This window comes from Rhodovulum strictum, from assembly GCF_009649175.1.
Classification (GTDB): Bacteria; Pseudomonadota; Alphaproteobacteria; order Rhodobacterales; family Rhodobacteraceae; genus Rhodovulum; species Rhodovulum strictum.
The window spans coordinates 25384-48444 of record NZ_WJPO01000020.1 but is presented as its reverse complement, the minus strand read 5'-3'; the positions used below and the strand labels follow the sequence as shown (position 1 = coordinate 48444).

Annotated in this window: 22 protein-coding genes and 1 tRNA gene; 12 read left to right on the top strand and 11 right to left on the bottom strand. The window is 68.2% G+C overall.

Translation table 11 applies throughout. The annotated features are described in order from the left end of the window. The first annotated feature begins 83 nt into the window (after nucleotides 1–83). Nucleotides 84–704 carry a thiamine phosphate synthase gene (locus GH815_RS12660; protein ID WP_153749144.1) on the top strand — a complete coding sequence of 207 codons (621 nt, stop codon included), beginning with the start codon at nucleotides 84–86 and terminating at the stop codon, nucleotides 702–704. On the opposite strand, the gene GH815_RS12655 is transcribed toward GH815_RS12660, so the two are convergent. From GH815_RS12655 to rlmB, 3 genes are all read right to left on the bottom strand, one after another. After that, the gene (locus GH815_RS12655) at nucleotides 705–1661 is read right to left on the bottom strand and encodes a magnesium transporter (RefSeq protein ID WP_153749143.1); all 957 of its coding nucleotides are present in this window, start codon (nucleotides 1659–1661) and stop codon (nucleotides 705–707) included. Between the two features lie 12 nt (nucleotides 1662–1673). Continuing rightward, nucleotides 1674–2150 carry a CoA-binding protein gene (locus GH815_RS12650; RefSeq protein WP_153749142.1) on the bottom strand — a complete coding sequence of 159 codons (477 nt, stop codon included), beginning with the start codon at nucleotides 2148–2150 and terminating at the stop codon, nucleotides 1674–1676. A 205-nt stretch (nucleotides 2151–2355) separates the two neighbouring features. Next, nucleotides 2356–3138 (bottom strand): 23S rRNA (guanosine(2251)-2'-O)-methyltransferase RlmB, encoded by a 783-nt coding sequence (rlmB, locus tag GH815_RS12645; protein WP_343030853.1) that lies wholly within the window; start codon nucleotides 3136–3138, stop codon nucleotides 2356–2358. 109 nt (nucleotides 3139–3247) lie between these two features. Between rlmB and GH815_RS12640 the strand changes: the two genes are divergently transcribed. Then, nucleotides 3248–3331: transfer RNA gene (locus GH815_RS12640), tRNA-Tyr, on the top strand. 44 nt (nucleotides 3332–3375) lie between these two features. Here GH815_RS12640 and GH815_RS12635 read toward each other — a convergent pair. Together GH815_RS12635 and GH815_RS12630 are read right to left on the bottom strand one after the other, a co-directional pair. Beyond that, nucleotides 3376–3972: a DUF6680 family protein gene (locus tag GH815_RS12635; protein ID WP_153749140.1), complete on the bottom strand. Its 597-nt coding sequence runs from the start codon at nucleotides 3970–3972 to the stop codon at nucleotides 3376–3378. Further along, nucleotides 3972–4316: a hypothetical protein gene (locus GH815_RS12630; protein ID WP_153749139.1), complete on the bottom strand. Its 345-nt coding sequence runs from the start codon at nucleotides 4314–4316 to the stop codon at nucleotides 3972–3974. Before GH815_RS12630 ends, GH815_RS12635 begins: the two co-directional genes overlap by 1 nt. A gap of 320 nt (nucleotides 4317–4636) precedes the next feature. Between GH815_RS12630 and GH815_RS12625 the strand changes: the two genes are divergently transcribed. Continuing rightward, nucleotides 4637–5644: a hypothetical protein gene (locus tag GH815_RS12625; RefSeq protein WP_153749138.1), complete on the top strand. Its 1008-nt coding sequence runs from the start codon at nucleotides 4637–4639 to the stop codon at nucleotides 5642–5644. 162 nt (nucleotides 5645–5806) lie between these two features. Beyond that, the gene (locus tag GH815_RS12620) at nucleotides 5807–7093 is read left to right on the top strand and encodes an O-acetylhomoserine aminocarboxypropyltransferase/cysteine synthase family protein (protein ID WP_153749137.1); all 1287 of its coding nucleotides are present in this window, start codon (nucleotides 5807–5809) and stop codon (nucleotides 7091–7093) included. Nucleotides 7094–7138: 45 nt separating this feature from the next. On the opposite strand, the gene GH815_RS12615 is transcribed toward GH815_RS12620, so the two are convergent. Beyond that, nucleotides 7139–7825 carry an SIMPL domain-containing protein gene (locus GH815_RS12615; RefSeq protein ID WP_153749136.1) on the bottom strand — a complete coding sequence of 229 codons (687 nt, stop codon included), beginning with the start codon at nucleotides 7823–7825 and terminating at the stop codon, nucleotides 7139–7141. Nucleotides 7826–7994: 169 nt separating this feature from the next. On the opposite strand from GH815_RS12615, the gene GH815_RS12610 reads away from it, so the two are divergent. Continuing rightward, complete coding sequence (locus tag GH815_RS12610; protein WP_153749135.1) at nucleotides 7995–10538, top strand: hypothetical protein; 2544 nt, start codon at nucleotides 7995–7997, stop codon at nucleotides 10536–10538. Nucleotides 10539–10601: 63 nt separating this feature from the next. On the opposite strand, the gene GH815_RS12605 is transcribed toward GH815_RS12610, so the two are convergent. The 5 genes from GH815_RS12605 to GH815_RS12585 form a co-directional block, all read right to left on the bottom strand. Continuing rightward, nucleotides 10602–11111, bottom strand: a complete 510-nt coding sequence (locus tag GH815_RS12605) for a CarD family transcriptional regulator (RefSeq protein WP_153749134.1) — start codon at nucleotides 11109–11111, stop codon at nucleotides 10602–10604. Nucleotides 11112–11382: 271 nt separating this feature from the next. Further along, nucleotides 11383–11721: a ferredoxin FdxA gene (gene fdxA, locus GH815_RS12600; protein ID WP_153749133.1), complete on the bottom strand. Its 339-nt coding sequence runs from the start codon at nucleotides 11719–11721 to the stop codon at nucleotides 11383–11385. 51 nt (nucleotides 11722–11772) lie between these two features. Continuing rightward, nucleotides 11773–12153: an RNA-binding S4 domain-containing protein gene (locus GH815_RS12595; protein ID WP_343030852.1), complete on the bottom strand. Its 381-nt coding sequence runs from the start codon at nucleotides 12151–12153 to the stop codon at nucleotides 11773–11775. A 4-nt stretch (nucleotides 12154–12157) separates the two neighbouring features. After that, a complete protein-coding gene (locus tag GH815_RS12590) occupies nucleotides 12158–14935 on the bottom strand; it encodes a helicase-related protein (protein WP_153749132.1) in 2778 nt (925 codons plus the stop codon). Between the two features lie 21 nt (nucleotides 14936–14956). After that, entirely contained in the window at nucleotides 14957–15508 is a 552-nt protein-coding gene (locus tag GH815_RS12585; protein ID WP_170290343.1) for a tetratricopeptide repeat protein, read from the bottom strand. A gap of 74 nt (nucleotides 15509–15582) precedes the next feature. Between GH815_RS12585 and GH815_RS12580 the strand changes: the two genes are divergently transcribed. The 7 genes from GH815_RS12580 (at nucleotide 15583) to GH815_RS12550 (ending at nucleotide 23059) form a co-directional block, all read left to right on the top strand. After that, a complete protein-coding gene (locus GH815_RS12580) occupies nucleotides 15583–15870 on the top strand; it encodes an SCP2 sterol-binding domain-containing protein (RefSeq protein WP_153749130.1) in 288 nt (95 codons plus the stop codon). A gap of 16 nt (nucleotides 15871–15886) precedes the next feature. Further along, nucleotides 15887–16867, top strand: a complete 981-nt coding sequence (locus GH815_RS12575; RefSeq protein ID WP_153749129.1) for an alpha/beta fold hydrolase — start codon at nucleotides 15887–15889, stop codon at nucleotides 16865–16867. Between the two features lie 33 nt (nucleotides 16868–16900). Then, the gene (locus GH815_RS12570) at nucleotides 16901–17908 is read left to right on the top strand and encodes a ligase-associated DNA damage response exonuclease (RefSeq protein ID WP_153749128.1); all 1008 of its coding nucleotides are present in this window, start codon (nucleotides 16901–16903) and stop codon (nucleotides 17906–17908) included. After that, complete coding sequence (locus GH815_RS12565) at nucleotides 17905–19497, top strand: ATP-dependent DNA ligase (RefSeq protein WP_153749127.1); 1593 nt, start codon at nucleotides 17905–17907, stop codon at nucleotides 19495–19497. Before GH815_RS12570 ends, GH815_RS12565 begins: the two co-directional genes overlap by 4 nt. A gap of 62 nt (nucleotides 19498–19559) precedes the next feature. Further along, complete coding sequence (locus GH815_RS12560; RefSeq protein WP_153749126.1) at nucleotides 19560–20927, top strand: FAD-binding oxidoreductase; 1368 nt, start codon at nucleotides 19560–19562, stop codon at nucleotides 20925–20927. Nucleotides 20928–21257: 330 nt separating this feature from the next. Continuing rightward, the gene (locus GH815_RS12555; protein WP_153749125.1) at nucleotides 21258–22889 is read left to right on the top strand and encodes a glucan biosynthesis protein; all 1632 of its coding nucleotides are present in this window, start codon (nucleotides 21258–21260) and stop codon (nucleotides 22887–22889) included. Next, a complete protein-coding gene (locus tag GH815_RS12550; protein ID WP_153749124.1) occupies nucleotides 22886–23059 on the top strand; it encodes a hypothetical protein in 174 nt (57 codons plus the stop codon). The genes GH815_RS12555 and GH815_RS12550 overlap by 4 nt, the downstream gene beginning before the upstream one ends. Nucleotides 23060–23061 lie beyond the last annotated feature (2 nt).

Here is a 23061-nt window from a genome sequence, read left to right as displayed (position 1 = left end):
ACGCGCAGGTGCCCGATGGTTCAAGCGATGGTCAAGCCCCGCAAACCCCGCTATAGGGGCGCGAACCTCCCAGGAGCCCCGAAATGGCCGAGATCGAGCGCCCGCAAATCTACCTGATCACGCCCCCCGCCTTCGAACCCGACGCGTTCGCCCCCCGCCTTGCCGCGGTGCTGGATGCCCATCCCGTGGCCTGCCTGCGGCTGTCGATGGCGACGCGCGACGAGGACAGCGTGGCGCGCGCGGCCGATGCGTTGCGCGATATTGCCCATGCCCGCGACGTGCCCCTGGTGATCGAGGCGCATCTGGGTCTGGTCGAGCGGCTGGGCCTTGACGGCGTGCACCTGACCGACGGCGCGCGGAACGTACGCAAGGTGCGCACGGCACTGGGGGCGGATGCGATCGTGGGCGCCTATTGCGGCGCCTCGCGCCATGACGGGTTGAACGCGGGCGAGGCGGGGGCGGATTACGTCGCCTTCGGCCCTGTCGGGGCGACGGGGCTTGGCGACGGGACGCTGGCCGAACGCGCGCTGTTCGAATGGTGGTCCGAAGTGATCGAGATCCCCGTGGTGGCCGAAGGCGCGCTGGATGAAAACATCATTGCAAGCCTTTCTCCGGTAACGGATTTCTTTGCGATAGGCGAGGAAATCTGGGGCGCCGAGGATGCCGCCACCGCGCTTGGCCGCCTGATCGCCGCGATGGGCTGACTAGCCCAGCACCGCGGCGGCAATGAAGAAATAGATCAACAGGCTCAGCACGTCCTGAAGCACGGTGGCAATCGGGCCGCTCGCCAGCGCCGGATCCCAGCCGACCCGCGAAAAGGCCCAGGGCAGCAACAGCCCGATTGTCGTCGCGATGGTACAGGCCGCCAGGATCGAGACGCCCAGCACCGTGGCCAGACCGGGCTGGCCGAACACCACCCGTTCGAACCCCGCCGCCAGCAGCGCAAGGCACAGCCCGATCAGCGCCCCGGTGCCGATCTCGCCCAGCAAGAGCCGGCCAAGCCCGCCCGGCGACAGCGACAGCCCGCGCACAGCGATCGCCTCGGTCTGGGTGCCGACCGCATCGGCCAGATAGACGATCAGCGGGATGAAGAAGGCCAGCGTCACATGCTGGCTCAGCGTCGCCTCGAACCCCGCGACGACCCTGGTCGCCAGCAGGCTGCCCGCAAGTCCGATCAGAAGCCAGGGCAGGCGGTGGCGCAGGCGCAGCGTGGGCGGCTGGGTCAGCGCGCGCCGTGCATCCTCGGCACTGCGCCAGATTCCGGCCAGCCGGTGCAGATCCTCGACATGCTCCTCGCGCAGCACCTGCATCAGCGCATGCGGCGGCAGCGCGCCCAGGAACCGGCCATTGTCATCGACCACGGGCAGCGAAATCAGGTCTTCGCGGATCGCCAGCGAGGCGGCATCCTCCTGGTCGGTGTCGGGATGCACCGTCACCGGCGCCGCCTGCACGAACTGCGCAAGCGTCCCCTCCGTGCCCGCAGCGGCGAAGATATCGGCCAGCCGCACCTGCCCCAGCAGCATTTCGCCGCCATCGACGACAAAGACCGTGCCGACCCCGTGATGGCGGGTGCCGCGCAGCGCCGCGATCACCGCATCCGGGCTGTCGCTGACCCGCGCCACCGGAACGTCGCGGGTGATGTGGCGGCGGATATCGGGCATCGGACCCCGGCCCTATAACCGCGACGAGATGATGCCGGTCGCGAAACCGCCCATGCGCAATTCGCCGAAGAGCCGCTGATACTCGATCTTCGGACAGCGGTTCTGGATCACGCGCTTGCCCGCCGCCTCGGCCCGGGCCGCCGCTTCGGGGTTCTGGACCCCGATCTGCATCCAGACCGTCTGCAATGCGGGCAGATGCGCCAGCGCCTCGTCGACAATCGGCGGGACATGTTCGGACCGGCGGAAGATATCGACCATATCGACCGGGATCCCGGCGGGAATCGCGGCCAGATCGGGCAGGATCGCCTCGCCGAACAGCGTCTTGCCAGCATGGGCGGGGTTGACCGGGATCACCCGTTTGCCGCGCAGCCCCAGGTAACGCGCGACATAATGGCTGGGCCGGACCGGATCGGGCGAGACGCCCACCACCGCGATCACCCGCGAGCGGGTCAGCGTCTCTTTCAGAAGATCGTCGGAATAGAAACTCATGGCGCGAAGCCTAACACAAAAAGGCGCCCGGGCGAGTTGCTCCCGGGCGCGAGTCGCGGAACGAGGGACAGTGAAGCAGGACAAGACCGTTCCGGGGCCTTGCCCTCTGGTTGATCAGATAGGAAGCGCGCGCCCCGGCTTCCAGTGCGCTCAGCGAACTGTGATCGGGCCGTGTCGAGGGGGCGCGATGTCGCGGCACGGCCTGTCATCCGGCACCAGCGGTTGCGGCATAAAGCGCCACGGCCGCCGCGTTCGAGACATTGAGCGAGCCGAACGCCCCCGCCGCCGGGATCCGGGCCAGCGCATCGCAGCTTTCGCGCGTCAGTTGCCGAAGCCCCGGCCCCTCGGCCCCCAGCACCAGCCCCACCGGCCCGTCCGCGTGATCCGCCAGCGCCTGGCCCAGCGTCGCCTCGGCCGCGCCATCAAGTCCGATCAGCCGGTAGCCGAGATCCTTCAGTTCCTCCATCGCGCGGGCCAGATTCGGCACCCGCAGATAGGGCTGGCGTTCCAGCGCACCCGAGGCGGTCTTGGCCAGCGCGCCGGTCTCGGGCGCGGAATGGCGGTGCGGGGCGATCACGGCCGCCGCGCCGAACACCTCGGCAGAGCGCAGGATCGCGCCCACATTATGCGGATCGGTCACCCGGTCGAGCAGCACGACCCGCCCCCGCGGCCCCGCGACGCACAGATCGGCAAGCCGCCCCCAGTCAAGCGGCCGCACCTCGAGCGCCGCGCCCTGATGCACCGAGCCGGGATCAAGCGGCGCCTCGAACCGGCGCGGGTCGCAGATCTCGGGGGCGATTCCGCTGGCCGCGATGGCCGCGGCCAGCCGGTCGGCCGCGTTCTTCGTCACCATCAGCCGCAGCTTTTCACGGCGCGGGTTTTCCAGCGCATCGCGCACCGCATGCAGCCCGAACAGCCACACCGTCTCGGCCGCCGCCGCGCGCCGGGCGCGTTCCTTCTCGATCACCCATGTGGGTTTCTTCGCCACGTCCAGTCCCCTTGCAAGGTGGCGCGGACCTTGCGGCCTTGGTCCGTCCTCCGCAAGGGATTTTCCTGTTGACGCGCCCCGGGCCCCGGCGTATCCACCCGCTCACTCAGGGCGACGCGCTGCAAGGTGCGGCAGCGGACTGTAAATCCGCCGGGGAGACCCATGCCTGGTTCGATTCCAGGGTCGCCCACCATTCTCCTTTGAAATCACTGGTATTTGGGGAATGGTGGGGGTTGCCTAAGGTTCCTTCTTTTGCGCTGCCTGATCGGCTGGCACGGGTATCTGTGGCGCAGGCGGGTAGGGACCTGTCCCCTGACTTGGTGTATATGGCTGGAAAAGAACCGGGCGACGACTGCTGAGAACTTCCAGCAACGCTTTGCGAACTGCTTTTTGTTCCCAGTCTTCGTCGTGCCAACCTTGCGGAATGTAGTTCCCTTCGAAAATGTCCATCTGTTCAACGTTGAATTTTAGCGCCTTCGCAATTGTTGAAATTAGCTTCGTAAGATGGGTGTCGCGACGTTGGCGAAGTTGAGTATGCGCGACGATATCACCTTCCGGCGGCGTCGGCTCACTCAGAACCCGCAAGTATTCCTTCCAAGCGGCGATTACCGGCGCATCTTTGGCAAACTCAATCTCGATCAAGTTCAGAGCGCCGACGTGTTCGAAGTGGATCGGGATTCGCCTTGTTCGCATCAGCGTTCGGAAAATGTCCATACGGCGAGCCTGAACCTCTTTGCGGTCATCCGACTTGCGGGTAATCCAAACCGCGACCGCTGGTCCGATGACGGCTGCGGCGGCAGTGGCAATAGCGAACCAGTCGATACCTTCGATCATTACATACCCCGCAGTTTCTTGAAGATGACGTTCACGGGGCCAAGCTGAGTTTGCAACGGAACCGGCTGACCGTTCGCGAAGCTGGCATTCAGGTCAGCTATGATTGTTTGACGCAAAGCATCGGGCAGTGTCTGGCCGGTCACCAGCGTAGTTCCGGCGGGCACGGTAAGCACAACTTCGATGCTGAAGGAGCCGGAAGCCGAGACCTTATATGTTCCATCATATACACCGCCCGTAGCGTCAGCGCCCGTTACGATGCCATCATTGATGACAAGCACAGCATGTCCGAATCCGGCAATGCCTGTGTAGTAAACTGCGTAAAAGCCTTCCACGATGATCCCCATCACCACATGATTCAAGATGATGTGGGAAAGCGCACGACACGATCAAGTATTTGTTATGAAGGAGCGCGAAAAAATACTCGGGGGCTTCGCGGACAAATCGCGACGCAACCGGGGCTAGAACGGCCTCCCGCGACAGGCTATCACGCGGAAGCGCGTGAGCAGCCGAAGGCTCAAGGTCAGGCGTCGGCAGACGGCACAAGGGCCGCATGGGGATCAACCCGGCCGGTCGTTGCGCGGTTGGCATTGGCGGGCGAATACCATTCAAGCCTCTGGCAAGAATTGCCTATAGTGGCTCCGAAAGACGGGCAGGACAGTAACGGATGGCAGGGACCAGGGCGGAAACGGGCGGCCGGTTCGACATCGTGATCGTCGGCCAGGCCGGGCGGCTGCAATACGAGGCGGTGCTGTTCGCCGCCTCGCTGCGCGCCTCGGATCCCGGTTTCGCGGGGCGCCTGATCGTGGCCGAACCGCAGCCCGGCCCGCTCTGGCCCACCGATCCACGGATGGACGATCCGGGCGCGCGCGCTGTGCTGGGCGAGTTCGGGGCCGAGATCCTCGGCTTCGAAAACCGCGCCTTTGGCGCCGCCTATCCGCAGGGCAACAAGATCGAGGCGCTGCTGGCGCTGGAACCCAACCGGCCCTTCGTCTTCTTCGACACGGACACGCTGATTGCCGGGCCGCTGTCGCAGGTGGCGTTCGATTTCGATCGCCCCTCGGCCTCGATGCGGCGCGAAGGAAGCTGGCCGGTGATCGAGCCCTACGGGCCGGGCCATTCCGCGATCTGGAAGGCGCTCTATGACCGGTTCGGGCTTGATTTCGAAAGCTCGCTCGATCCGGGCCAGCCGGATGAATACTGGCAACGCTATCTCTATTTCAATGCAGGCTGGTTCTTTCATCGCTGCCCGATCGCCTTCGGCCAGCGGTTCCTGGACATTGCCACCGCGATCCGCGACGACCCGCCGCCGGAACTGGTCTGCCAGCCGCTGGACCCATGGCTCGACCAGGTGGCGCTGCCGCTGGTGATCCATGGCTTCGGCGGCGGGCGGCCGGGGCCGGAGTTGGCGGGGCTCGATGGCGAGATGACCTGCCACTGGCGCACGCTGCCGCTGCTCTATGCGCGCGAAAGCGACCGCGTGGTGGACCTGCTGGAACGGATCTGCGCACCGAACAAGGTCAAGAAGGTCGTCAAGGCGCATGAGCCGATCAGGCGTTTCGTCTATCAGGGCAAGGGCGCCAGGGCGCGGGCGCTGTTCGACCGCACGGCCCTGCCCCGGCGCGAACAGGCGATCCGCAGCATTCTGAAACGGCACAATCTCTGGATGCGCTGAGCGGGACAGGCGGATGATCGGACCGGCCGGACCAGCGCCGCAGGGCCAGCGTTCCGGCCCGGGCGGCAGCCGCGGAAGGCTGTCCTTTTGCCCGGCCCCATGTTGCCGGGTTGCGGGCGATGGCCTAATGCTGGCGGCAAACGGACAACAGGGAGAGTTCCGATGAGCGAGGCTCCGCAATACGGTTTCGACACGTTGCAAGTGCATGCGGGCGCGCGGCCCGATCCGGCCACCGGCGCGAGGCAGACGCCGATCTACCAGACCACGGCCTATGTGTTCCGCGATGCCGACCATGCCGCTGCCTTGTTCAACCTTCAGGAAGTGGGCTACATCTATTCGCGGCTGACCAACCCCACCGTCTCGGTTCTGGCCGAACGCATCGCCACGCTCGAGGGCGGTGTGGGCGGCATCTGCTGTTCCTCGGGGCATGCGGCGCAGATCATGGCGCTGTTCCCGCTGATGGGGCCGGGGCGCAATGTCGTCGCCTCGACCCGGCTTTACGGCGGCACGGTCACGCAGTTTTCCCAGACCATCAAGCGGTTCGGCTGGTCGGCGAGATTCGTCGATACCGACGATCTGGACGCCGTCCGCGCCGCGATCGACGAGGATACCCGCGCGATCTTCTGCGAGGCGATCGCCAATCCGGGCGGCTATATCACCGATCTGGACGCGCTTGCCGCGATTGCCGATGCGGCCGGGCTGCCGCTGATCGTCGACAACACCACGGCCACGCCCTATCTGTGCCGCCCGTTCGACCATGGCGCGACGCTGGTTGTTCATTCGACCACGAAATACCTGACCGGCAACGGCACCGTCACCGGCGGCGCGGTGATCGATTCGGGGCGGTTCGACTGGTCGGCCAGCGACAGGTTCCCCTCGCTCTCGGCGCCCGAACCGGCCTATCACGGCCTGAAATTCCACGAAACCTTCGGCCCGCTGGCCTACACCTTCCATTCCATCGCGGTGGGCTTGCGCGATCTGGGCATGACGATGAACCCGCAGGCGGCGCATTACACGCTGATGGGGATCGAGACGCTGTCGCTGCGCATGCAGCGCCATGTCGAGAACGCGGTCAGGGTGGCAAGCTGGCTGGAAGCCCATCCCAAGGTCGAGGCGGTGACCTATGCCGGGCTGCCCTCCTCGCCCTGGCATGACCGGGTGGCGCGGATCTGCCCCAAGGGCGCGGGGGCGCTGTTCACCTTTGCGCTGAAGGGCGGCTACGAGGCCTGCGTCAAGCTGGTCGATTCCGTGAACCTGTTCAGCCATGTGGCCAATCTGGGCGACACCCGCTCGCTGATCATTCATTCGGCCTCGACCACCCACCGGCAACTGACGCCGGAACAGCAGGTCGCTGCGGGTGCTGCGCCGAATGTGGTGCGGCTGTCCATCGGGATCGAGGATGCGGCCGACATCATCGCCGATCTGGAACAGGCGCTGGCCAAGGTCTGAGATCGTCCGGGCAGGGCGCGGTCGCGCGCCCTGCCCCATTCGCCGTCATTCGCCCAGCGCAAAGACCATCCGAACCCGCGCCTCGATGGCCAGTTCGCCCGGCGCGACGGGCACGGCATCGCTGGCCATCCGCGCGGCCTCGAACATCATCGGGCGGGGCATCTCGGCGCCCTCCTCCTCCATCGACAGGACCGGGCCAAGCGTCAGCCCGGCGGCCTCGGCCAGCAGCGCGGCCTTGCGCAGCGCCTCGGCCACGGCGCGGCGGCGGGCCTCGTCGCGCAGCGGCTCGGGGTTCTGCATCCCGAAGCTCAGGCCCTGGAACCGGTTCGCGCCCTCGGCGAGCGCCCGGTCAAGCGTGCCGCCCAGGCCGTCAAGCCCGCGCACCCGCACGCTCAGCGTGTTCGAGGCGGAATAGCCGGTAATCTGCGCCCGCTGGCCAGACTCGTGCCCGCTCCAGACCGGCGACAGCGACAGACCCGCCGTCTGAAGATCGCGCGGATCGATTCCCGCGGCGCGCAGGCTGTCGAGCACCGCCGCCAATTCGGCCGAAACCCGGTTCATCGCCGCCTCGGCGGTCTCGGCCTCATGCGTGACGCCCAGGGTGATCGTTGCCATGTCGGGCACGGCCTCGGCCACGCCCTGGCCGGTCACGGTCAGGCGCGCGGGCGTTTCGGCGGCGGCCGGCAGGGCCAGACCTGCAAGGATCACCAGAAGGGCGAGCTGTCGTTTCATGGATGTTGTCCCGTGATTGGAATGCGGGCAGAGCATCGCGCGGGGCATGGCCAGCGGCAAGGCATTTCCCCTGAACTTCTCGCGAGGCCCTTCTATGCTTCGGCAGTTTCCTGCTATGGTCCGAAGACTCTGGTTTGGAACCGGTCGACGACTGGTCTAGAAAGCGGTGATGAAACCAGACTTTGCGCTTACGCTCTCCGAGGACGGGATCGGCCTTTTGCACCGCACCAGGGGCGGCTGGCGGAATCTGGGCGAGGTGTCGCTCGACGATCCGGGGCTTCGCGAAACGCTGCGGCTGATGCGCAGCACGGCCGAGGGGCTTGCCGGCGGGCAGCTTCTGACCCGACTTGTCATCCCCGACAGCCAGGTGCTGTACACCACCCTGCCCTTGACTGGCGACAGCCCGGCCGAGAAGCGCACAAACCTGCGGCGCAGGCTGGACGGGCTGACGCCCTATGCGGTGGAGGATCTGGTCTTCGACTGGCAGGACACCGGCGCAGGGACCGCAAGGCTGGCCGTGGTCGCGCGCGAAACGCTGGCCGAGGCCGAAGACTTCGCGGTTCTGCACGGCTTCAACCCGGTCTGCTTCGTCGCGACGCCCCCGGCCGACAGCTTCGAGGGAGAGGCGGATTTCGGCCCGACCGCGCTTGCCGCGACGCTGCCGGACAAGGGCGAAACGGCCGAGCCCGAGGGCCGAGCGGCAGAGCCCGCATTGGCCAGCAAGGCCACCGTTGCGCCCAAGGCACCGCCAAAACCCGCAGCCAAGCGCAAGCAGCGGTCGGAGCCTGCGGTCACGGCCCCGGCAAAGCCGACCGTCCCGCCCGCGCCGAAGATGCCCCTTTCCACCCCGCCACAGGACGAGGACCAGCCCCCTGCGGCAGCTTTCGACATCCCTGCCCCCCCGCCGCCGCGGCCGACCCCGACCCCGGCCCCTGCCGCGCAGGCGGATGCCGGACCGAAGCTGACCGTTCCGCCCGCGCCGCGCAGCGATCCCTTCCCGGATCTGCCCGACACGCGCACCCCGACCCGCGCGGCCGCTCTGCGAAATGCCGCCCCGCGGCCCCGCCCCGGGTTCCTGGCCGGGCTGGACCTGACCCGGGCAGCGCAGGCGCCGGGCAACCTGCGGCTGGGTCTGGCGCTGACCGGCGGTCTGGTCGCGGTGATGGCGGTCGTGGCGCTCTGGTCCCTGCTGACAGGCGAGGACGAGCGCGCCGAGGCCCCGCTTGCGCCACCGGTGACAGCCCCCGACACGCTGGCCTCTGCCCCCGAGGATGCCCTGCCCGCGCCGGATGACAGCGCGCCCGTCGATCTGCCGACCGCCGAGGCGCCGGAGGCCGTCGCCCCCGAGGAACCGCCCGTCCTGAGCGAGGCCGAGGCGGCGGCAAGCTATGCCACGACCGGGCTTTGGCAACTGGCGCCCGAGCCGATGACGGCCCCGCCTGCCGACCGGATCGACGATCTGTTCGTGGCCGCACTTGATCCGTCGATCCGCCCGCCCGCCTCGCCCTCGCTACCCGATCCGCAACTCGGCCGGGCCATCGACCCGTCGCTGACGCTTCAGGCCGATCCGCCGGGACAGGATCAGGTCTTCGTGCTGGATGATCGCGGGCTGGTCGCGGCAACGCCCGAAGGCGCGCTGACGCCGGACGGGGTTATGGTCTTTGCCGGGCGGCCGCCCCTGCTGCCGCCGGTCCGGGCCGCCGAACCGGAGCCCGAACCCGCCGCCCCGCCCGAGCCCGCCGCCGAAGCCCCTGCCCCCGAACCGGCCGAGACCGGCGCGGCGGCCATGGACCCCGCCCCGGCCGATGCGGCCACGGCAGACGATGGCGCGATCGTCGTCGAGGGGGCGCCCGCGCTGACCCCGCCCGCCCGGCCCGAGATCGTCGTTCCGGTCACCGAAGGGCGGCCCCGGATCGTGCCGCCTGCCCGCCCGGAACCGGCGGCAGCCCCCGCAGACCTACCCGAAGATGCCTCCGCGCCCGACGCCGCCCCCGCCGAACCGAACCCCGCGGACGAGGCCCGGGCAGACCCGGCCGCGCCCGAGCCCGCGGCCTCGGCGCCGGTATCCGAAGTCGCGGCGCGGCTGGCCGGGTATCGCCCGCGCCTGCGCCCCGCCGATCTGGCGCCCGAACCCACTGCACCGCCGCCCACCGCCGAGGCCGAGGCCGCGCCCGCCCCCCGCGTGCCCGGACTGCGCCCTGCCGCACGGCCTGCCACGCTGGCGGCTGCCGCGCCACAGGCGGATCGTTCGGCCGATATCCAGGCGGCGCTGGCCGCCGCGCTGGCCGCCGAAGAAGAAGCGGCAGATGCAGCCGAAGAACATGACGATAACGCGCTGGCCATCGCCCGCTCGGTCCGGCCGTCCTCGCGGCCCTCGGATGTCGGTGCCAACATGGCCGTGGCTGCGCCCGCAGTCGCGGCACCCGCAATTGCCGCCGCAGCCGCGACAACCGCGCCGCGGCTGCCGACCACCGCAAGCGTGGCGGCGCAGGCAACGCTGCCCAAGGCGATCAACCTGCGCAACATCAACCTGATCGGGGTCTATGGCTCGTCCAGCGACCGCCGCGCACTGGTGCGGCTGTCGAACGGACGCTACGAAAAGGTCAAGGTCGGCGACCGGCTGGATGGCGGGCGCGTGGCGGCAATCGGCGAAAGCCAGCTGCGCTATGTCAAGAACGGCCGAAACGTGGTGCTGGATCTGCCGGGACGGTAAGTCGGCAATGAAAAAGGCCGCGGCGTTGTCGCCGCGGCCTTGTCTGTTCGCAGGAAAGCGCGATCAGGCGGCGCGCGAAACCAGAACCTCGTCCACCTGCTTCTGCGCGCCGGCCTCGTCCACGCCCGCCACCGCCGCAACCTCGCGGGTCAGACGCTCCAGCGCGGCCTCGTAAAGCTGACGCTCGGAATAGGATTGCTCGCGCTGGTCGTCGGTGCGATGCAGGTCGCGCACGACCTCGGCGATCGAGATCAGATCGCCCGAATTGATCTTCTGTTCGTATTCCTGGGCGCGGCGCGACCACATCGCGCGCTTGACCTTGGCCTTGCCCTTGAGCGTGGCCATCGCCTTGGACACGATGTCCGGCGTCGAGAGCGAACGCATCCCGATCTCCGTGGCCTTGTTGGTCGGCACGCGCAGGGTCATCTTGTCCTTCTCGAACGAGATCACGAAAAGTTCGAGCGGAATGCCCGCGATCTCCTGCTCCTCGATCGACATGATCTTGCCCACGCCATGGGCGGGGTAGACCACGTAGTCGTTGGGGCGGAACTCGGCCTTCTTGGTCTTCGACATTCAGTTCTTCCTCGCATGGACCCCTGCACAGCGCGACATCGCCTGCCGGGAAAGCGTGTTTGCCAGCCGTTTCTATGTTCTGACGCTGAAAAACCACCCCGCAGAAGGATCAATCTGCGCGTGGATATCAGGATTCGGACGGCTACCTATGAAGGAACAGTAACACAAGAATCGGCGCAAGAAAAGCGCCGCGGTGCAGAGCCGGGTTCAAGGCCTTGGGCCACAATGTCATTTTCCGCCCCGGAAACGGGCAGAACGGACGAATCGGGCCTCAGCCGCCCTCGCCCGGCGCCTCGGAGAAGTATTTCTCGCGCTTGCCGGTCTCGCCGTCGCGCTCGGTCGCTTCGGGCAGCGGATCCTTGCGGGTGATGATGACCGGCCAGACCTGCGAATACTTGCGGTTGAACTCGACCCATTCATCCATGTCTGGCTCGGTGTCGGGCCGGATCGCGTCGGCGGGACATTCGGGTTCGCACACGCCGCAGTCGATGCACTCGTCGGGATGGATCACCAGCATGTTCTCGCCCTCGTAGAAGCAGTCCACGGGGCAGACCTCGACGCAGTCGGTGTATTTGCAGGCGATGCAGTTATCGGTGACGACATAGGTCATGTGCTGGCTCTCGATTTTCTTGTCGGGCAGGAACTAGAACACCGGGACGGATCATTCAAGCGGGGGTTTGTCCCGGCGCTCGATCTGCCGGCGGTCCCGCTTGGTGGGGCGCCCGCCCCCATCATATCGCGGATTGTCGGGGGGGCTTGCCTTGATCGGGGTCAAGTCCTCGTAGAGGGTGCGCGCCTCGGTCGCGGGGCCGCGACGCTCGCCGGGGGCAAGGATGCGCACCACGCGGATGTCGTCGCCCTGCGGAAAGGTCAGCGTGTCGCCGGGGCCCACGCGGGCGCCCGGCTTGTCGGTGCGGCTGGAATTCACCCGGACATGCCCGCCCGAGACCAGCGCGGCGGCCAGACTGCGCGACTTGACGAAGCGCGCCTGCCAGAGCCACTTGTCCAGCCGTATCGTCGGGCGGGGAGCGGGATCGCTCACGCAGTCAGGTCTTGTCCCTCAGCCCCATCAGCGCGGCGGCGAAGGGGTTGTCGGGGTCGATGGGCTTTTCCTTGCGCGGCGGGCGGGCCTCGAAATTCTGCGGCCTGTCGGGGCGTGGACCGCCCGGCTTGCCCTTGGGCTTGCCACCGCGCGGCTTGCCGTCGGACCGGCCGCCCGGCTTGCCCTTGCCCTGCGGCCGCTCGCCGCCGCGGGGCTTCTGGCCGCCGCCCTTGCGCTGCGGGGCCCAGGCGAAGGTATAGAAGACCTCGATCTCGGCCGCCGCAGGCTCTGGCGCCGCTTCGGCCGGGGCGGGCTCTGCATCCGGTTCGGGCGCGGGCGCCTCGGTGACAGGGGCATCCGGCGCGGCCGCGGCCGCGTCCTCGGGCGATGGCACCGGGGCAGGCTTCAGCTTGGGCCGTTCGCCGCGCTCAGCCTTGTAGCCCAGCCCCTGCATCAGGTCGGCGAACTGTTCCAGCGTGGTGCCGGTGATCGACAGCATGTCGGGCTTGGCCTCGAAGCCGCCGCGCGTATCCTCGGCGCGCAACAGATCGGCCAGCCGTTCCAGCATGTCGATGCGGATCGCCCGCGCGCCTGCGGGGCGATAGCCTGCCAGCGCGTAATGCTCGACCGGCACCGCCTCGATCGAGGGGATCGTCACCAGACCGGGCGGCGGGCTTTCGGGGAACTCGTCCAGACCCCGATGCAGCGACCACAGCACCATCCGCAGCCGTGTCGGCGCCGGTTTCAGCAGAAGCGGCATGAAGATCGTGAACTGGCCGAACCGGATGCCGTGCTTGCGCAGCGCGCTGCGGCTTTCCTGGTCGAGTTCCTTGACCTCATGGGCGACGCCATCGCGCGGCAGGATGCCCATCGCCTCGACCAGACGGAAGGCGAAGCCGCGGGTCAGCCCGGTCAGCGACTCGTCGCGTTGCAGGTTCAGCAGCGGCTCGAACAGGGTCGCAACCCGGCGGTCGATGAAATGCTGAAGCCTGCGGCGCACCTTTTCGGTCACCTCGGCGCCGGCCTCATCGTCGACGAAGGGATCGACCATGGGTTTCAGCGGATCGGCACCGGCCAGCAGCTTGCCGACCGCATGGCTGCCCCACATCAGCCCGCCCTGTTCGGTGAAATCGAACTCGGTATCGGGCGAATTGTAGAAACGGTCGGCGCGCAGGTGGAATTCGGGGCCCAGCGCTGCCAGTGCCACCTGGCGCAGCGTGCGCGCCTCGTCCGGGCTGGCCGAGGCATCCTGTCGGAACCGGAAGCCTTCCAGACGGCCGACGAACTGCCCCTCGACCGTCACTTCACCCTTGTCGTTCACCTCGGCCACAAGGCTCTCCTTCTGCTTCAACCGGCGAAGGAGAACGCTCGTCCGCCGGTCAACAAATCTCTGCGTCAGCGCACCATGAAGCGCGTCGGACAGGCGGTCTTCTACAGCGCGCGTGAGGCCCCGCCAATGGGCTTCGTCCGCGACCCAACCCGTGCGCTGCGCGACATAAGTCCACGTCCGGATATAGGCCAGCCGTTTCGACAGCGTGTCAATGTCGCCATCTGTCTGGTCGATCCGCTGCACCTGACGCGCCAGCCAGTCGTCGGGCACCCGGCCGCCCCGGTACAGGAAACCAAAGATGCGTTCCAGAAGGCCGGTATGCTCGATCGGGGAAATGCCGCGGAAATCGGGTATCCGGCAGACATCCCACAGAAGTTTCACGTCGCGCGCATCCCCGAGTCGGTCACGCAGATCGGGCAGCGCCGAAAGCGTCTTGAGCGCATGCAGATCATCGGCCTCGCGCGCACGGGTCAGCCATTCGCCCGCGGGGCGCGACTCAAGCGCGGCGATCAGCCGCTCGGGGCTGACGAAATCCAGCCTGGAATTGCGCCATTCCAGCTTGCGCACGGGGGCAAAGCGGTTCTCGACGATGGCCTCGGCCACCTCCTCATCCAGCGGCCGCGCCTCGCCGGCCACGCCGAAGGTGCCGGGCTGGGTATGCCGTCCCGCGCGGCCCGCGATCTGGGCCAGTTCGTTGGCATGCAGCGGCCGCATCCGGTGGCCGTCGAATTTCGACAGGGCGGAGAACGCGACATGCTTGATGTCGAGGTTCAGCCCCATCCCGATGGCATCCGTCGCCACCAGGTAATCCACATCGCCGTTCTGGTAGAGTTCGACCTGCGCGTTGCGGGTGCGCGGGGAAAGCGCCCCCATCACCACCGCGCAGCCGCCCTTCTGGCGGCGGATCAGTTCCGCGATGGCATAGACATTCTCGACCGAGAAACCGACGATGGCCGAGCGCGGCGGCATCCGGCTGATCTTTTTCGAGCCGGTATAGGTCAGGTCCGAGAACCGCTCGCGCCGCATGAACTGCGCACGCGGGATCAGCGCGGCGATTGCGCTGCGCATCGTGTCGGCGCCCAGGAACAGCGTCTCGTGCAGCCCGCGCGCGTTCAGAAGCCGGTCGGTAAAGACATGGCCGCGTTCGGGATCGGCGCAAAGCTGGATCTCGTCCACCGCCAGGAAATCGGCCCCCGTGCCCACCGGCATCGCCTCGACCGTGCAGACCCAGTATTGCGCGCGGTCCGGCACGATCCGTTCCTCGCCGGTGACCAGCGCCACGACGGACGGCCCGCGCAGGCCCACGATCCGGTCATAGACCTCGCGCGCCAGCAACCGCAGCGGCAGGCCGATCACGCCGGTCCGGTGGGCCAGCATGCGTTCGATCGCGTAATGGGTCTTGCCGGTATTGGTCGGCCCGAGGACCGCAACGATCCTCGCGTGATCTGACATGCCCTGCCCTTTCGACCGGCCCTAGAGCCTGCGCCCCGCGGTCAGCAGCTCCAGCCGCTGTGCGGCGCTTTCTAGGTCAGGATCGTGTGGATGTATAGCGCGCGCGGCCCCGTAGGCATCGCGCGCTGCCTGAAGCTGGCCGGTCTCTTCCAGAATCGCGCCCAGCCCCGTGAGCGCGCCGAAATGGCGCGGGTTCAACTCCAGCGTGCGCGCCAGATCGGCGATGGCGGGGCCGTACAGACCGGCGCGGAAATAGGCCAGCGCCCGCGCGTTGTACCCTTCGGCAAAATCCGGCGCATGGTCGGTCAGCGCGGTCAGATGCGCGATGGCGGTCTCGAACTTGCCCGCCGTGATCGCATCGCGCCCCCGCTTGAGCAGCAGATCCATCGAGGGCGAGCCCGATTTCGCCCATTCCTCCCAGATCTCGCGCTCGACCTGTTTCCAGTTCGGCAGGTCGGGCCGCTGCAACTCGTCCAGCAGCGCGCCGGCACGCTCGCCATCCGCCCAGGCAGCAGACAGGCAGAAACTCGCGCAAATTGCCGTGACGAGAGGATTGAGAATGTATCGCCGCATGACCATAACCAGAAAGATTAGCGCAACCTGCGGGAAAAGCGATAGGCGCCCGCATTCACGATCGGAGGATTTGCATGAGCGATGTTATCGAAAAGGCGGTCGAGACCCTGAACGCCAAGATAGACGGGGGCTTCGATGGCGTCGCCAAGTTCGTGATCGAGGACGAGGGCGCGATCATCGTCGATTCCGAGGGTGCCCATGCCGGCGACACGCAAGCCGAGGTGACGCTGACCGCCTCGCTCGAGACGTTCCGCGACATGATGGAGGGCGATCTGAACCCGACCGCCGCCTTCATGACGGGCAAGCTGCGGATCGAGGGCGACATGGGCAAGGCGATGCAGCTGGCCCATATCTTTACCTGACCGGCCGAACGGACCGATGGACCGCGCCCCGCTTCACAACGACATCGCCGAAGGCCCCGAGGACGCCGCCGCGTTCTGGGCGCTGGCGCCTGACGGCGTGCGAGTCCGCGTGGCGGTCTGGGGGGCGGCACGGGCACGGGCAACGGTGCTGCTGTTTCCCGGCCGCACCGAATATGTCGAGAAATACGGCCGCGCGGCGGGCGAACTGGCGGCGCGCGGCTTTGCCACCATGGCCATCGACTGGCGCGGCCAGGGGCTGGCCGACCGGCTGCATGACGATCCCGGCCTTGGCCATGTCGACCGGTTCGACACCTATCAGCGCGATGTCACGGCCATGTGTCAGGTCGCGCAGGCGCTGGGCCTGCCCCGGCCCTTTCACCTGCTGGCCCATTCGATGGGCGGCTGCATCGGGCTTCGCGCGCTGCATGAGGGGCTGGATGTCGCCTCGGCGGTGTTTACCGCGCCGATGTGGGGCATCCGCTTTTCGCCGCTGGTGCGCCGCGCCGCCTGGGCGCTCAGCGCGGCCAGCCGTCCGCTGGGGCTGGACCGGCGGGTGACGCCGACCAAGGGCGGCAAGACCTATGTGCTGGCCTGCCGCTTCGATGACAACGAGTTGACCGGCGATCCCGAGATGTTCGGCTACATGCGCCGCCAGCTTGCCCAGCGGCCCGAAATGGCGGTGGGGGGGCCAAGCCTTGCCTGGCTGCACGAGGCGCTGCGCGAAACGCGGCTGCTGGCGCGGATGCCGCCGCCACCGGTGCCCGCGCTGACCTATCTGGGCATCGACGAGCGGATCGTCTGCCCGAACGCGATCCGTCTGATCACGGGCGCCTGGGCCGCGGGCACGCTGCGCGAGATCGAGGGCGCGCGCCATGAGGTGATGATGGAGGACGTGCCCATCCGCACCCGCGTCTTTGACGAGGCGGCGGCGCATTTCATCCGCCATGCCGCGCCGCGCCCGCCCATGCGCGTTCTCGACCCCATCGGCCAAGGCTGAACCCGTGGCCCGGGCCTTGCCCCATTTGACCCGATGTCCGTCCTGACCTTCACCGAGCGCGGCATCTTCTGCCCCGCCGGGAACTTCTTCATCGACCCCTGGGCGCCCGTGGATCGCGCGCTGATCACGCATGGCCATTCCGACCATGCCCGCCCCGGCCATCGCCGCTATCTGGCCACCGCCCCGGCTGCCCCGGTGATCCGCCACCGGCTGGGCGGCATCGCGCTGGACACCATCGGCTATGGCGAGCGCCGCCGGATCGGCGATTCGCTCGTGTCCTTTCACCCCGCGGGCCATGTGCCCGGCTCGGCCCAGATCCGGATCGAGGTGGCGGGCGAGGTCTGGGTCGTCTCTGGCGATTACAAGACCGAGGCGGATGGCCTGTCGGAACCGTTCGAGCCGGTCCGGGCGCATGCCTTCGTCAGCGAATGTACGTTCGGGCTGCCGGTCTTCAACTGGGCGCCGCAGGCGCAGGTTCTGGCCGAGATCGACGCCTGGTGGGCCGCCAATGCCGCCGAGGGGCGCTTCAGCCTGCTGGGCGCCTATGCGCTGGGCAAGGCGCAGCGGCTGCTGGCAGGTGTGAATACCGGGATCGGCCCGATCCTGACCCATGGCGCGATCGAGGCAACCTGTGCGGTGATGCGCGCGCAGGGGATCGCCCTGCCGCCCACCGTGCCGGTCACGCCCGAAACCGATCTCAAGGCCCATGCCGGTGCGCTGGCGCTGGCCCCGCCCTCGGCGCTGGGCGGGCCCTGGGCGCGGCGCTTCGGGACGGCGGCGACGGGCCTTGCCTCGGGCTGGATGGCGCTGCGCGGCGTGCGGCGCAGGCGCGGCGCGGATCGCGGCTTCGTGCTGTCCGATCATGCCGACTGGGCGGGGCTGAACGAAGCGATCCGCGAGACGGGGGCCGAGCGGGTCTTCGTGACCCACGGCTATACAACCGTCTTCCGCCGCTGGCTGGCCGATCAGGGCCATGACGCCGAGATCGTCCGCACCGCCTTCGAGGGCGAAACCCTCGACAGCGCCGAGGACGCGCCATGAAACGCTTCGCCGCCCTGTTCACCGCGCTGGACCGCACCACCCGCACCAATGCCAAGATAGCGGCGCTGGCCGCCTATTTCACCGACGCGCCCGAACCCGACCGGCTCTGGACCGTGGCGCTTCTGTCCGGCCGCCGCCCGCGCAGGGCGGTCACGACGACGCGGCTGCGCGAATGGGCGGCGGAACGGGCGGGGCTGCCGCTCTGGCTGTTCGAGGAATGCTATCCGGTGGTGGGCGACCTTGCCGAAACCATCGCGCTGGTCCTGCCACAGGCGACCGGCACCGGCACCGCAAGCCTGTCGGAACGGATGGCCGAAATCGCCGCGCTGGCGCAGATGGACGAGCCCGCGCGCAAGGCGCGGATCCTGGCCGCCTGGGACAGCCTCGACGGGACGGAACGCTTCCTGTTCAACAAGCTCATCACCGGGGGCTTTCGCGTCGGTGTCAGCCAGACGCTGATGACCCGCGCACTGGCCCGGGCCACCGGCATCGCCGAAGCCGATCTGGCGCATCGGCTGATGGGCGACTGGACGCCTGCGACGACCACATGGGCCGCGCTGATCGAAGCGCCCGACCCGGCGGCCGCGCTGTCGCGGCCCTATCCCTTCTACCTTGCCTATCAGATCGAGGGAGACCCGCAGGCGTTGGGCGATCCCGCCGACTGGTGCGCGGAATACAAGTGGGACGGCATCCGCGGGCAACTGATCGTCCGGGGAGGGACGCATTTCCTGTGGTCGCGCGGCGAGGAACTGATGACTGACCGCTTCCCCGAACTGGCGCAAGCCCGCGATTTCCTGCCCCCGGGCACCGTGATCGACGGCGAGATCCTTGGCTGGGCCGATGACCGCCCCCTGCCCTTTGCCGCGCTTCAGAAACGCATCACCCGCAAGAGCCTGTCGAAACGGCTGCTGGCCGAGGCGCCGGTGATGCTGAAAGCCTATGACCTGCTCGAGGAGGGCGGAACCGACCTTCGCCCCCGCCCGCTGGCCCAGCGCCGCGCCCGGCTGGAGGCATTGTTCGCCCGCCTGCCCGACCGCTCACCGCTGCGCCTTTCGCCGCTTCTGCCCTTTGCCGATTGGGCGGCGCTGGCCGAGACCCGGGCCGCCGCCCGCGCCGCGGGGGCCGAGGGCGTGATGCTGAAACGCGCCGCCGCGCCTTATCTGGCGGGGCGGAAAAAGGGCGACTGGTGGAAATGGAAGCTCGACCCGCTGACGGTCGATGCGGTGATGATCTATGCCCAGGCGGGCCATGGCCGACGCGCGACGCTCTACACCGATTTCACCTTCGCGGTCTGGGACGGCGCCGACCTGGTGCCCTTTACCAAGGCCTATTCCGGGCTGACCGATGCCGAGTTCCGCGAAATCACCGCCTGGGTGCGCAAGAACACGCTGCAACGCTTTGGCCCGGTGCGGCAGGTCAGGCCCGAGCATGTCTTCGAGATCGCCTTCGAAGGCATCCAGCAAAGTCCCCGCCACAAGTCGGGCATCGCGCTGCGCTTTCCGCGCATGGCGCGCTGGCGCCGCGACAAGCCCCCGGCCGAGGCGAACACGCTGGACGATCTGCGCGCGCTGCTGGCCAGCCACGGCTGACCCCTTGCAATCCGCCCGCCGACGCGGTTGATCGGGGCCGCACCCCGCGACAGGAGACGAGAATGGGCGCCCTTGCCGAGCTTGCCGACATCCTTGGCCCGCGGCTCTCGACCGGCGAGTCGGTGCGCGCGCTGCATGGCCGCAACGAGGCGCATTTCCCGCTGGCGCTGCCCGAAGCGGTGGCCTTTCCCGAAACCACCGCCGAGGTCGCCGCGATCGTCCGTTCCTGTGCCGCGCATGGCCTGCCGATCACGGCTTTCGGCACGGGCAGTTCGCTGGAGGGTCAGCATTTGCCGATCCGGGGCGGGCTCAGCCTGGATCTGTCGCGCATGGACCGCGTGCTTGCGATCCATCCCGAAGACCAGATCGCAATTGTCCAGCCGGGCCTGACCCGCACCCGCCTGAATGCCGAGCTGCGCGCCACGGGGTTGTTCTTTCCGGTCGATCCGGGCGCCGATGCCTCGCTGGGGGGCATGGCGGCAACGCGGGCCAGCGGCACGACCACGGTGCGCTATGGCACGATGCGCGAGAATGTCCTCGCACTCGAAGCGGTGATGGCGGATGGCTCGGTGGTCCGCACCGGCAGCCGCGCGCGGAAATCCTCGGCCGGCTATGATCTGACGCATCTGCTGGTGGGCAGCGAGGGGACGCTGGGCATCATCACGGAACTGACCCTGCGCCTGCATCCCCAACCCGAGGCGATCTCAGCCGCGACCTGCTGCTTCGCCAGCGTGGCGGCGGCCGTCGATTGCGTGATCGCGGTCATCCAGTCGGCCATTCCGATGGCCCGGATCGAACTGGTCGATGAAACCATGGTGCGCGGATTCAACCTGCATTCCGGCACCGATCTGCCTGAAAACCCGCATCTTTTCCTTGAATTCCATGGCAGCCCCGCCGCCGTTGCCGAACAGGCGGCCGCCTTCCGCGAGATTGCGGACGGGTTCGGCGTCAAGGGCTGGCAGGACGCCACCACGACCGAGGCGCGCAACGCGCTCTGGGCGATGCGCCACAATGCCCACCACGCCACCGGCGCGCTGGAGCCGGGCAAGCGGACGCTGGCCACCGATGTCTGCGTGCCGATCTCTAAACTCGCCGAAGCCGTGGCCGAGGCGCAGGACCTGGCCCGCGCCATGGGCCTGACCAGCGCCATCGTTGGCCATGTCGGCGACGGCAATTTCCATTGCGGCGTGCGGGTCAATCCCGGCGATACCGCCGAGATGGCCCGCGCGCTGGACTTTTCGGGGCGGCTGGCCGAAACTGCGCTGCGGCTGGGCGGTACGGTCTCGGGCGAGCACGGGATCGGGATCGGCAAGCAGAAATACATGGCCGCCGAACACGGCGCCGCGCTGGACTGGATGCGCGCGCTCAAGGCTGCCTTCGACCCCACTAACCTGCTCAACCCCGGGAAGATGTTGCCGCCCGGGAGATAGGGCTGCCAGCCTGGGCGCGCCGGATTTCGCACCTGCGGCACCCCGCCCGGCCGCAGGCAGGCGCCGGGGCATCAAAGGGTCGCCGCAGGAATCAGCGCGACGACATGTCGTGCGCAGTTTTCCGCCTATGTGACAGATGCTTAGAGGCCATTCTGGGCAAATGCCGCGAAAGTGACATTGCAGCCGCTGCAATATTCACCACATTCCGCCGAAAGCGCCTGCCGGAGCGGCGTGATTCTGCCACGCAGCATGACGGAATTACGACGACCGGGACAGAGCGTCTTTGTTGTGACAACCATACGATGCAAGCGGCGGCGCAGGAGGCACTTGATGGGAAACGGCTTCTCGAACTCGGGGCGGTGGACGCCCAGGGCGGGCTTGACGCGCCGGCAGGCGCTGGGCGCGCTTGCCGGTTCGGTCGCCGCGTCCGCCTTGCTGCCGCAAGTCGCTGCGGCGCAGCAGGACATTCCCGACGTGGCGGACCTGCCCGCACCTGCGCCCGAACCCTTTTCGTTCGAGATCCTCGCAGAGCGGATGCGTGCGCAGGCCGCCCGCGCCTATACCCCCGCGCCGGTGCATGAGGGGCTGATCGCCGGGCTCGATTACGACGCCTATCGCCGCATCCGGTTCCGGCCCGACCATGCGCGCTGGCAGTTCGAGGATTCGTTCTTCCGGCTGCACGCCTTCCATCCCGGTTGGCTGTTCAAGACGCCGGTCGCGGTCCACGAGGTTGTGGACGGCCTTGTTCATCCGATGGGCTTCTCGGCCGAGGATTTCGAGTATGACGGCCCGCTGGCCGCGCGCGTCCCCGCCGACATGCCGCTGCCCACGGTGGCCGGCTTCCGGCTGCATGCGCCGCTGAACCGCGCCGACATCTTTGACGAAGTGGTGGCGTTCCTGGGCGCCAGCTATTTCCGCGCGCTTGGCCGCGGCAATGTCTACGGGATCAGCGCACGCGGGCTGGCGGTCAACACCGCGATGGGCCGCCCCGAGGAATTCCCGATGTTCAGCGAATTCTGGGTCGAGCGCCCCGCCCCGGACGCGACCCGCGTGACGCTGTTCGCCGCCCTCGACAGCCCCTCGGTGACCGGCGCCTTCCGGTTCGAGATCGTGCCGGGCGAAACCACGGTGATGGATGTCACCGTCCGGCTGTTCATGCGCGAGGATGTCGCGCAACTGGGCGTCGCGCCGCTGACCTCGATGTATCTGCTGGGCGACAACGACCGCGGCGCCTTTGACGATTTCCGCCCGCGCGTGCATGACAGCGAGGCGCTGGTGCTGAACACGCGGGGCGGCGATACCTATATCCGGCCGCTGAACAACCCGCCGCGGCTGGCCAGTTCCTATCTGGGCGCGCGCAACCCGGCCTCGTTCGGGCTGATCCAGCGCGACCGCGCCTTCGACAGCTATCTTGACGCGGGCGCGCATTACGAACTGCGCCCCTCGCTGATCGTCGAGCCGCTGGGCGACTGGGGCAAGGGCGTGGTCCGGCTGGTCGAAATCCCCTCGGACCTGGAGGGCAATGACAACATCGTGGCCTTCTGGGTGCCCGAAGCCCCGGCGCGGCGCGGCGATGCGCTGGACTTTGCCTATCGGCTGCACTGGGGGATGACTCCGCCGGGCGCGGGCTGTACGGAACGCGCGCGCATCCTGCGCACCAGCGTCGGCAAGGGCGGCGTTGCAGGGGTGCGCGGCGGACATGACCGGCGCAAGTTCGTGATCGACTTCGCGGGCGGCACGCTGACCGGCCTGCCCGCCGATGCCAGGCTTGAGCCCGAAGTATCGGCCAGCGGCGGCGAAATCGTTGAAAAGGTTCTTTCCCGGATTTCGGGAACGGACACCTGGCGGCTGGTGATCGAGGCCCGCGCCCCCGATGGCGGCCTGGTCGAGATGCGCGCCGGGATCACGGGCTTCGGACGGAGCCTCAGCGAAACATGGCTTTACCAATGGATGAAGGAATGAGTGCAGAGCATATCATCGACCCCCAGACCGCGACTGCGGTCGAGGCCGTGCATTGGGCGCCGCCCGTAGCACCGATGGACATGCCGCGCCAGGTGCTGGAAGCCCCGCGCAGCGAGGGTGCCGTCGCCTGGCTGATGCGGCTTCTGCTGCGCCCGGTCCAGCACGGCTGATC

Coding starts and splice junctions, on each gene's coding strand:
- GH815_RS12660 (WP_153749144.1), top strand. CDS start 84: ATGGCCGAGATCGAGCGCCCGCAAATCTACCTGATCACGCCCCCCGCC.
- GH815_RS12655 (WP_153749143.1), bottom strand. CDS start 1,661: ATGCCCGATATCCGCCGCCACATCACCCGCGACGTTCCGGTGGCGCGG.
- GH815_RS12650 (WP_153749142.1), bottom strand. CDS start 2,150: ATGAGTTTCTATTCCGACGATCTTCTGAAAGAGACGCTGACCCGCTCG.
- GH815_RS12635 (WP_153749140.1), bottom strand. CDS start 3,972: ATGATCGAAGGTATCGACTGGTTCGCTATTGCCACTGCCGCCGCAGCC.
- GH815_RS12630 (WP_153749139.1), bottom strand. CDS start 4,316: ATGGGGATCATCGTGGAAGGCTTTTACGCAGTTTACTACACAGGCATT.
- GH815_RS12625 (WP_153749138.1), top strand. CDS start 4,637: ATGGCAGGGACCAGGGCGGAAACGGGCGGCCGGTTCGACATCGTGATC.
- GH815_RS12620 (WP_153749137.1), top strand. CDS start 5,807: ATGAGCGAGGCTCCGCAATACGGTTTCGACACGTTGCAAGTGCATGCG.
- GH815_RS12615 (WP_153749136.1), bottom strand. CDS start 7,825: ATGAAACGACAGCTCGCCCTTCTGGTGATCCTTGCAGGTCTGGCCCTG.
- GH815_RS12610 (WP_153749135.1), top strand. CDS start 7,995: ATGAAACCAGACTTTGCGCTTACGCTCTCCGAGGACGGGATCGGCCTT.
- GH815_RS12605 (WP_153749134.1), bottom strand. CDS start 11,111: ATGTCGAAGACCAAGAAGGCCGAGTTCCGCCCCAACGACTACGTGGTC.
- fdxA (WP_153749133.1), bottom strand. CDS start 11,721: ATGACCTATGTCGTCACCGATAACTGCATCGCCTGCAAATACACCGAC.
- GH815_RS12590 (WP_153749132.1), bottom strand. CDS start 14,935: ATGTCAGATCACGCGAGGATCGTTGCGGTCCTCGGGCCGACCAATACC.
- GH815_RS12585 (WP_170290343.1), bottom strand. CDS start 15,508: ATGCGGCGATACATTCTCAATCCTCTCGTCACGGCAATTTGCGCGAGT.
- GH815_RS12580 (WP_153749130.1), top strand. CDS start 15,583: ATGAGCGATGTTATCGAAAAGGCGGTCGAGACCCTGAACGCCAAGATA.
- GH815_RS12575 (WP_153749129.1), top strand. CDS start 15,887: ATGGACCGCGCCCCGCTTCACAACGACATCGCCGAAGGCCCCGAGGAC.
- GH815_RS12570 (WP_153749128.1), top strand. CDS start 16,901: ATGTCCGTCCTGACCTTCACCGAGCGCGGCATCTTCTGCCCCGCCGGG.
- GH815_RS12565 (WP_153749127.1), top strand. CDS start 17,905: ATGAAACGCTTCGCCGCCCTGTTCACCGCGCTGGACCGCACCACCCGC.
- GH815_RS12560 (WP_153749126.1), top strand. CDS start 19,560: ATGGGCGCCCTTGCCGAGCTTGCCGACATCCTTGGCCCGCGGCTCTCG.
- GH815_RS12555 (WP_153749125.1), top strand. CDS start 21,258: ATGGGAAACGGCTTCTCGAACTCGGGGCGGTGGACGCCCAGGGCGGGC.
- GH815_RS12550 (WP_153749124.1), top strand. CDS start 22,886: ATGAGTGCAGAGCATATCATCGACCCCCAGACCGCGACTGCGGTCGAG.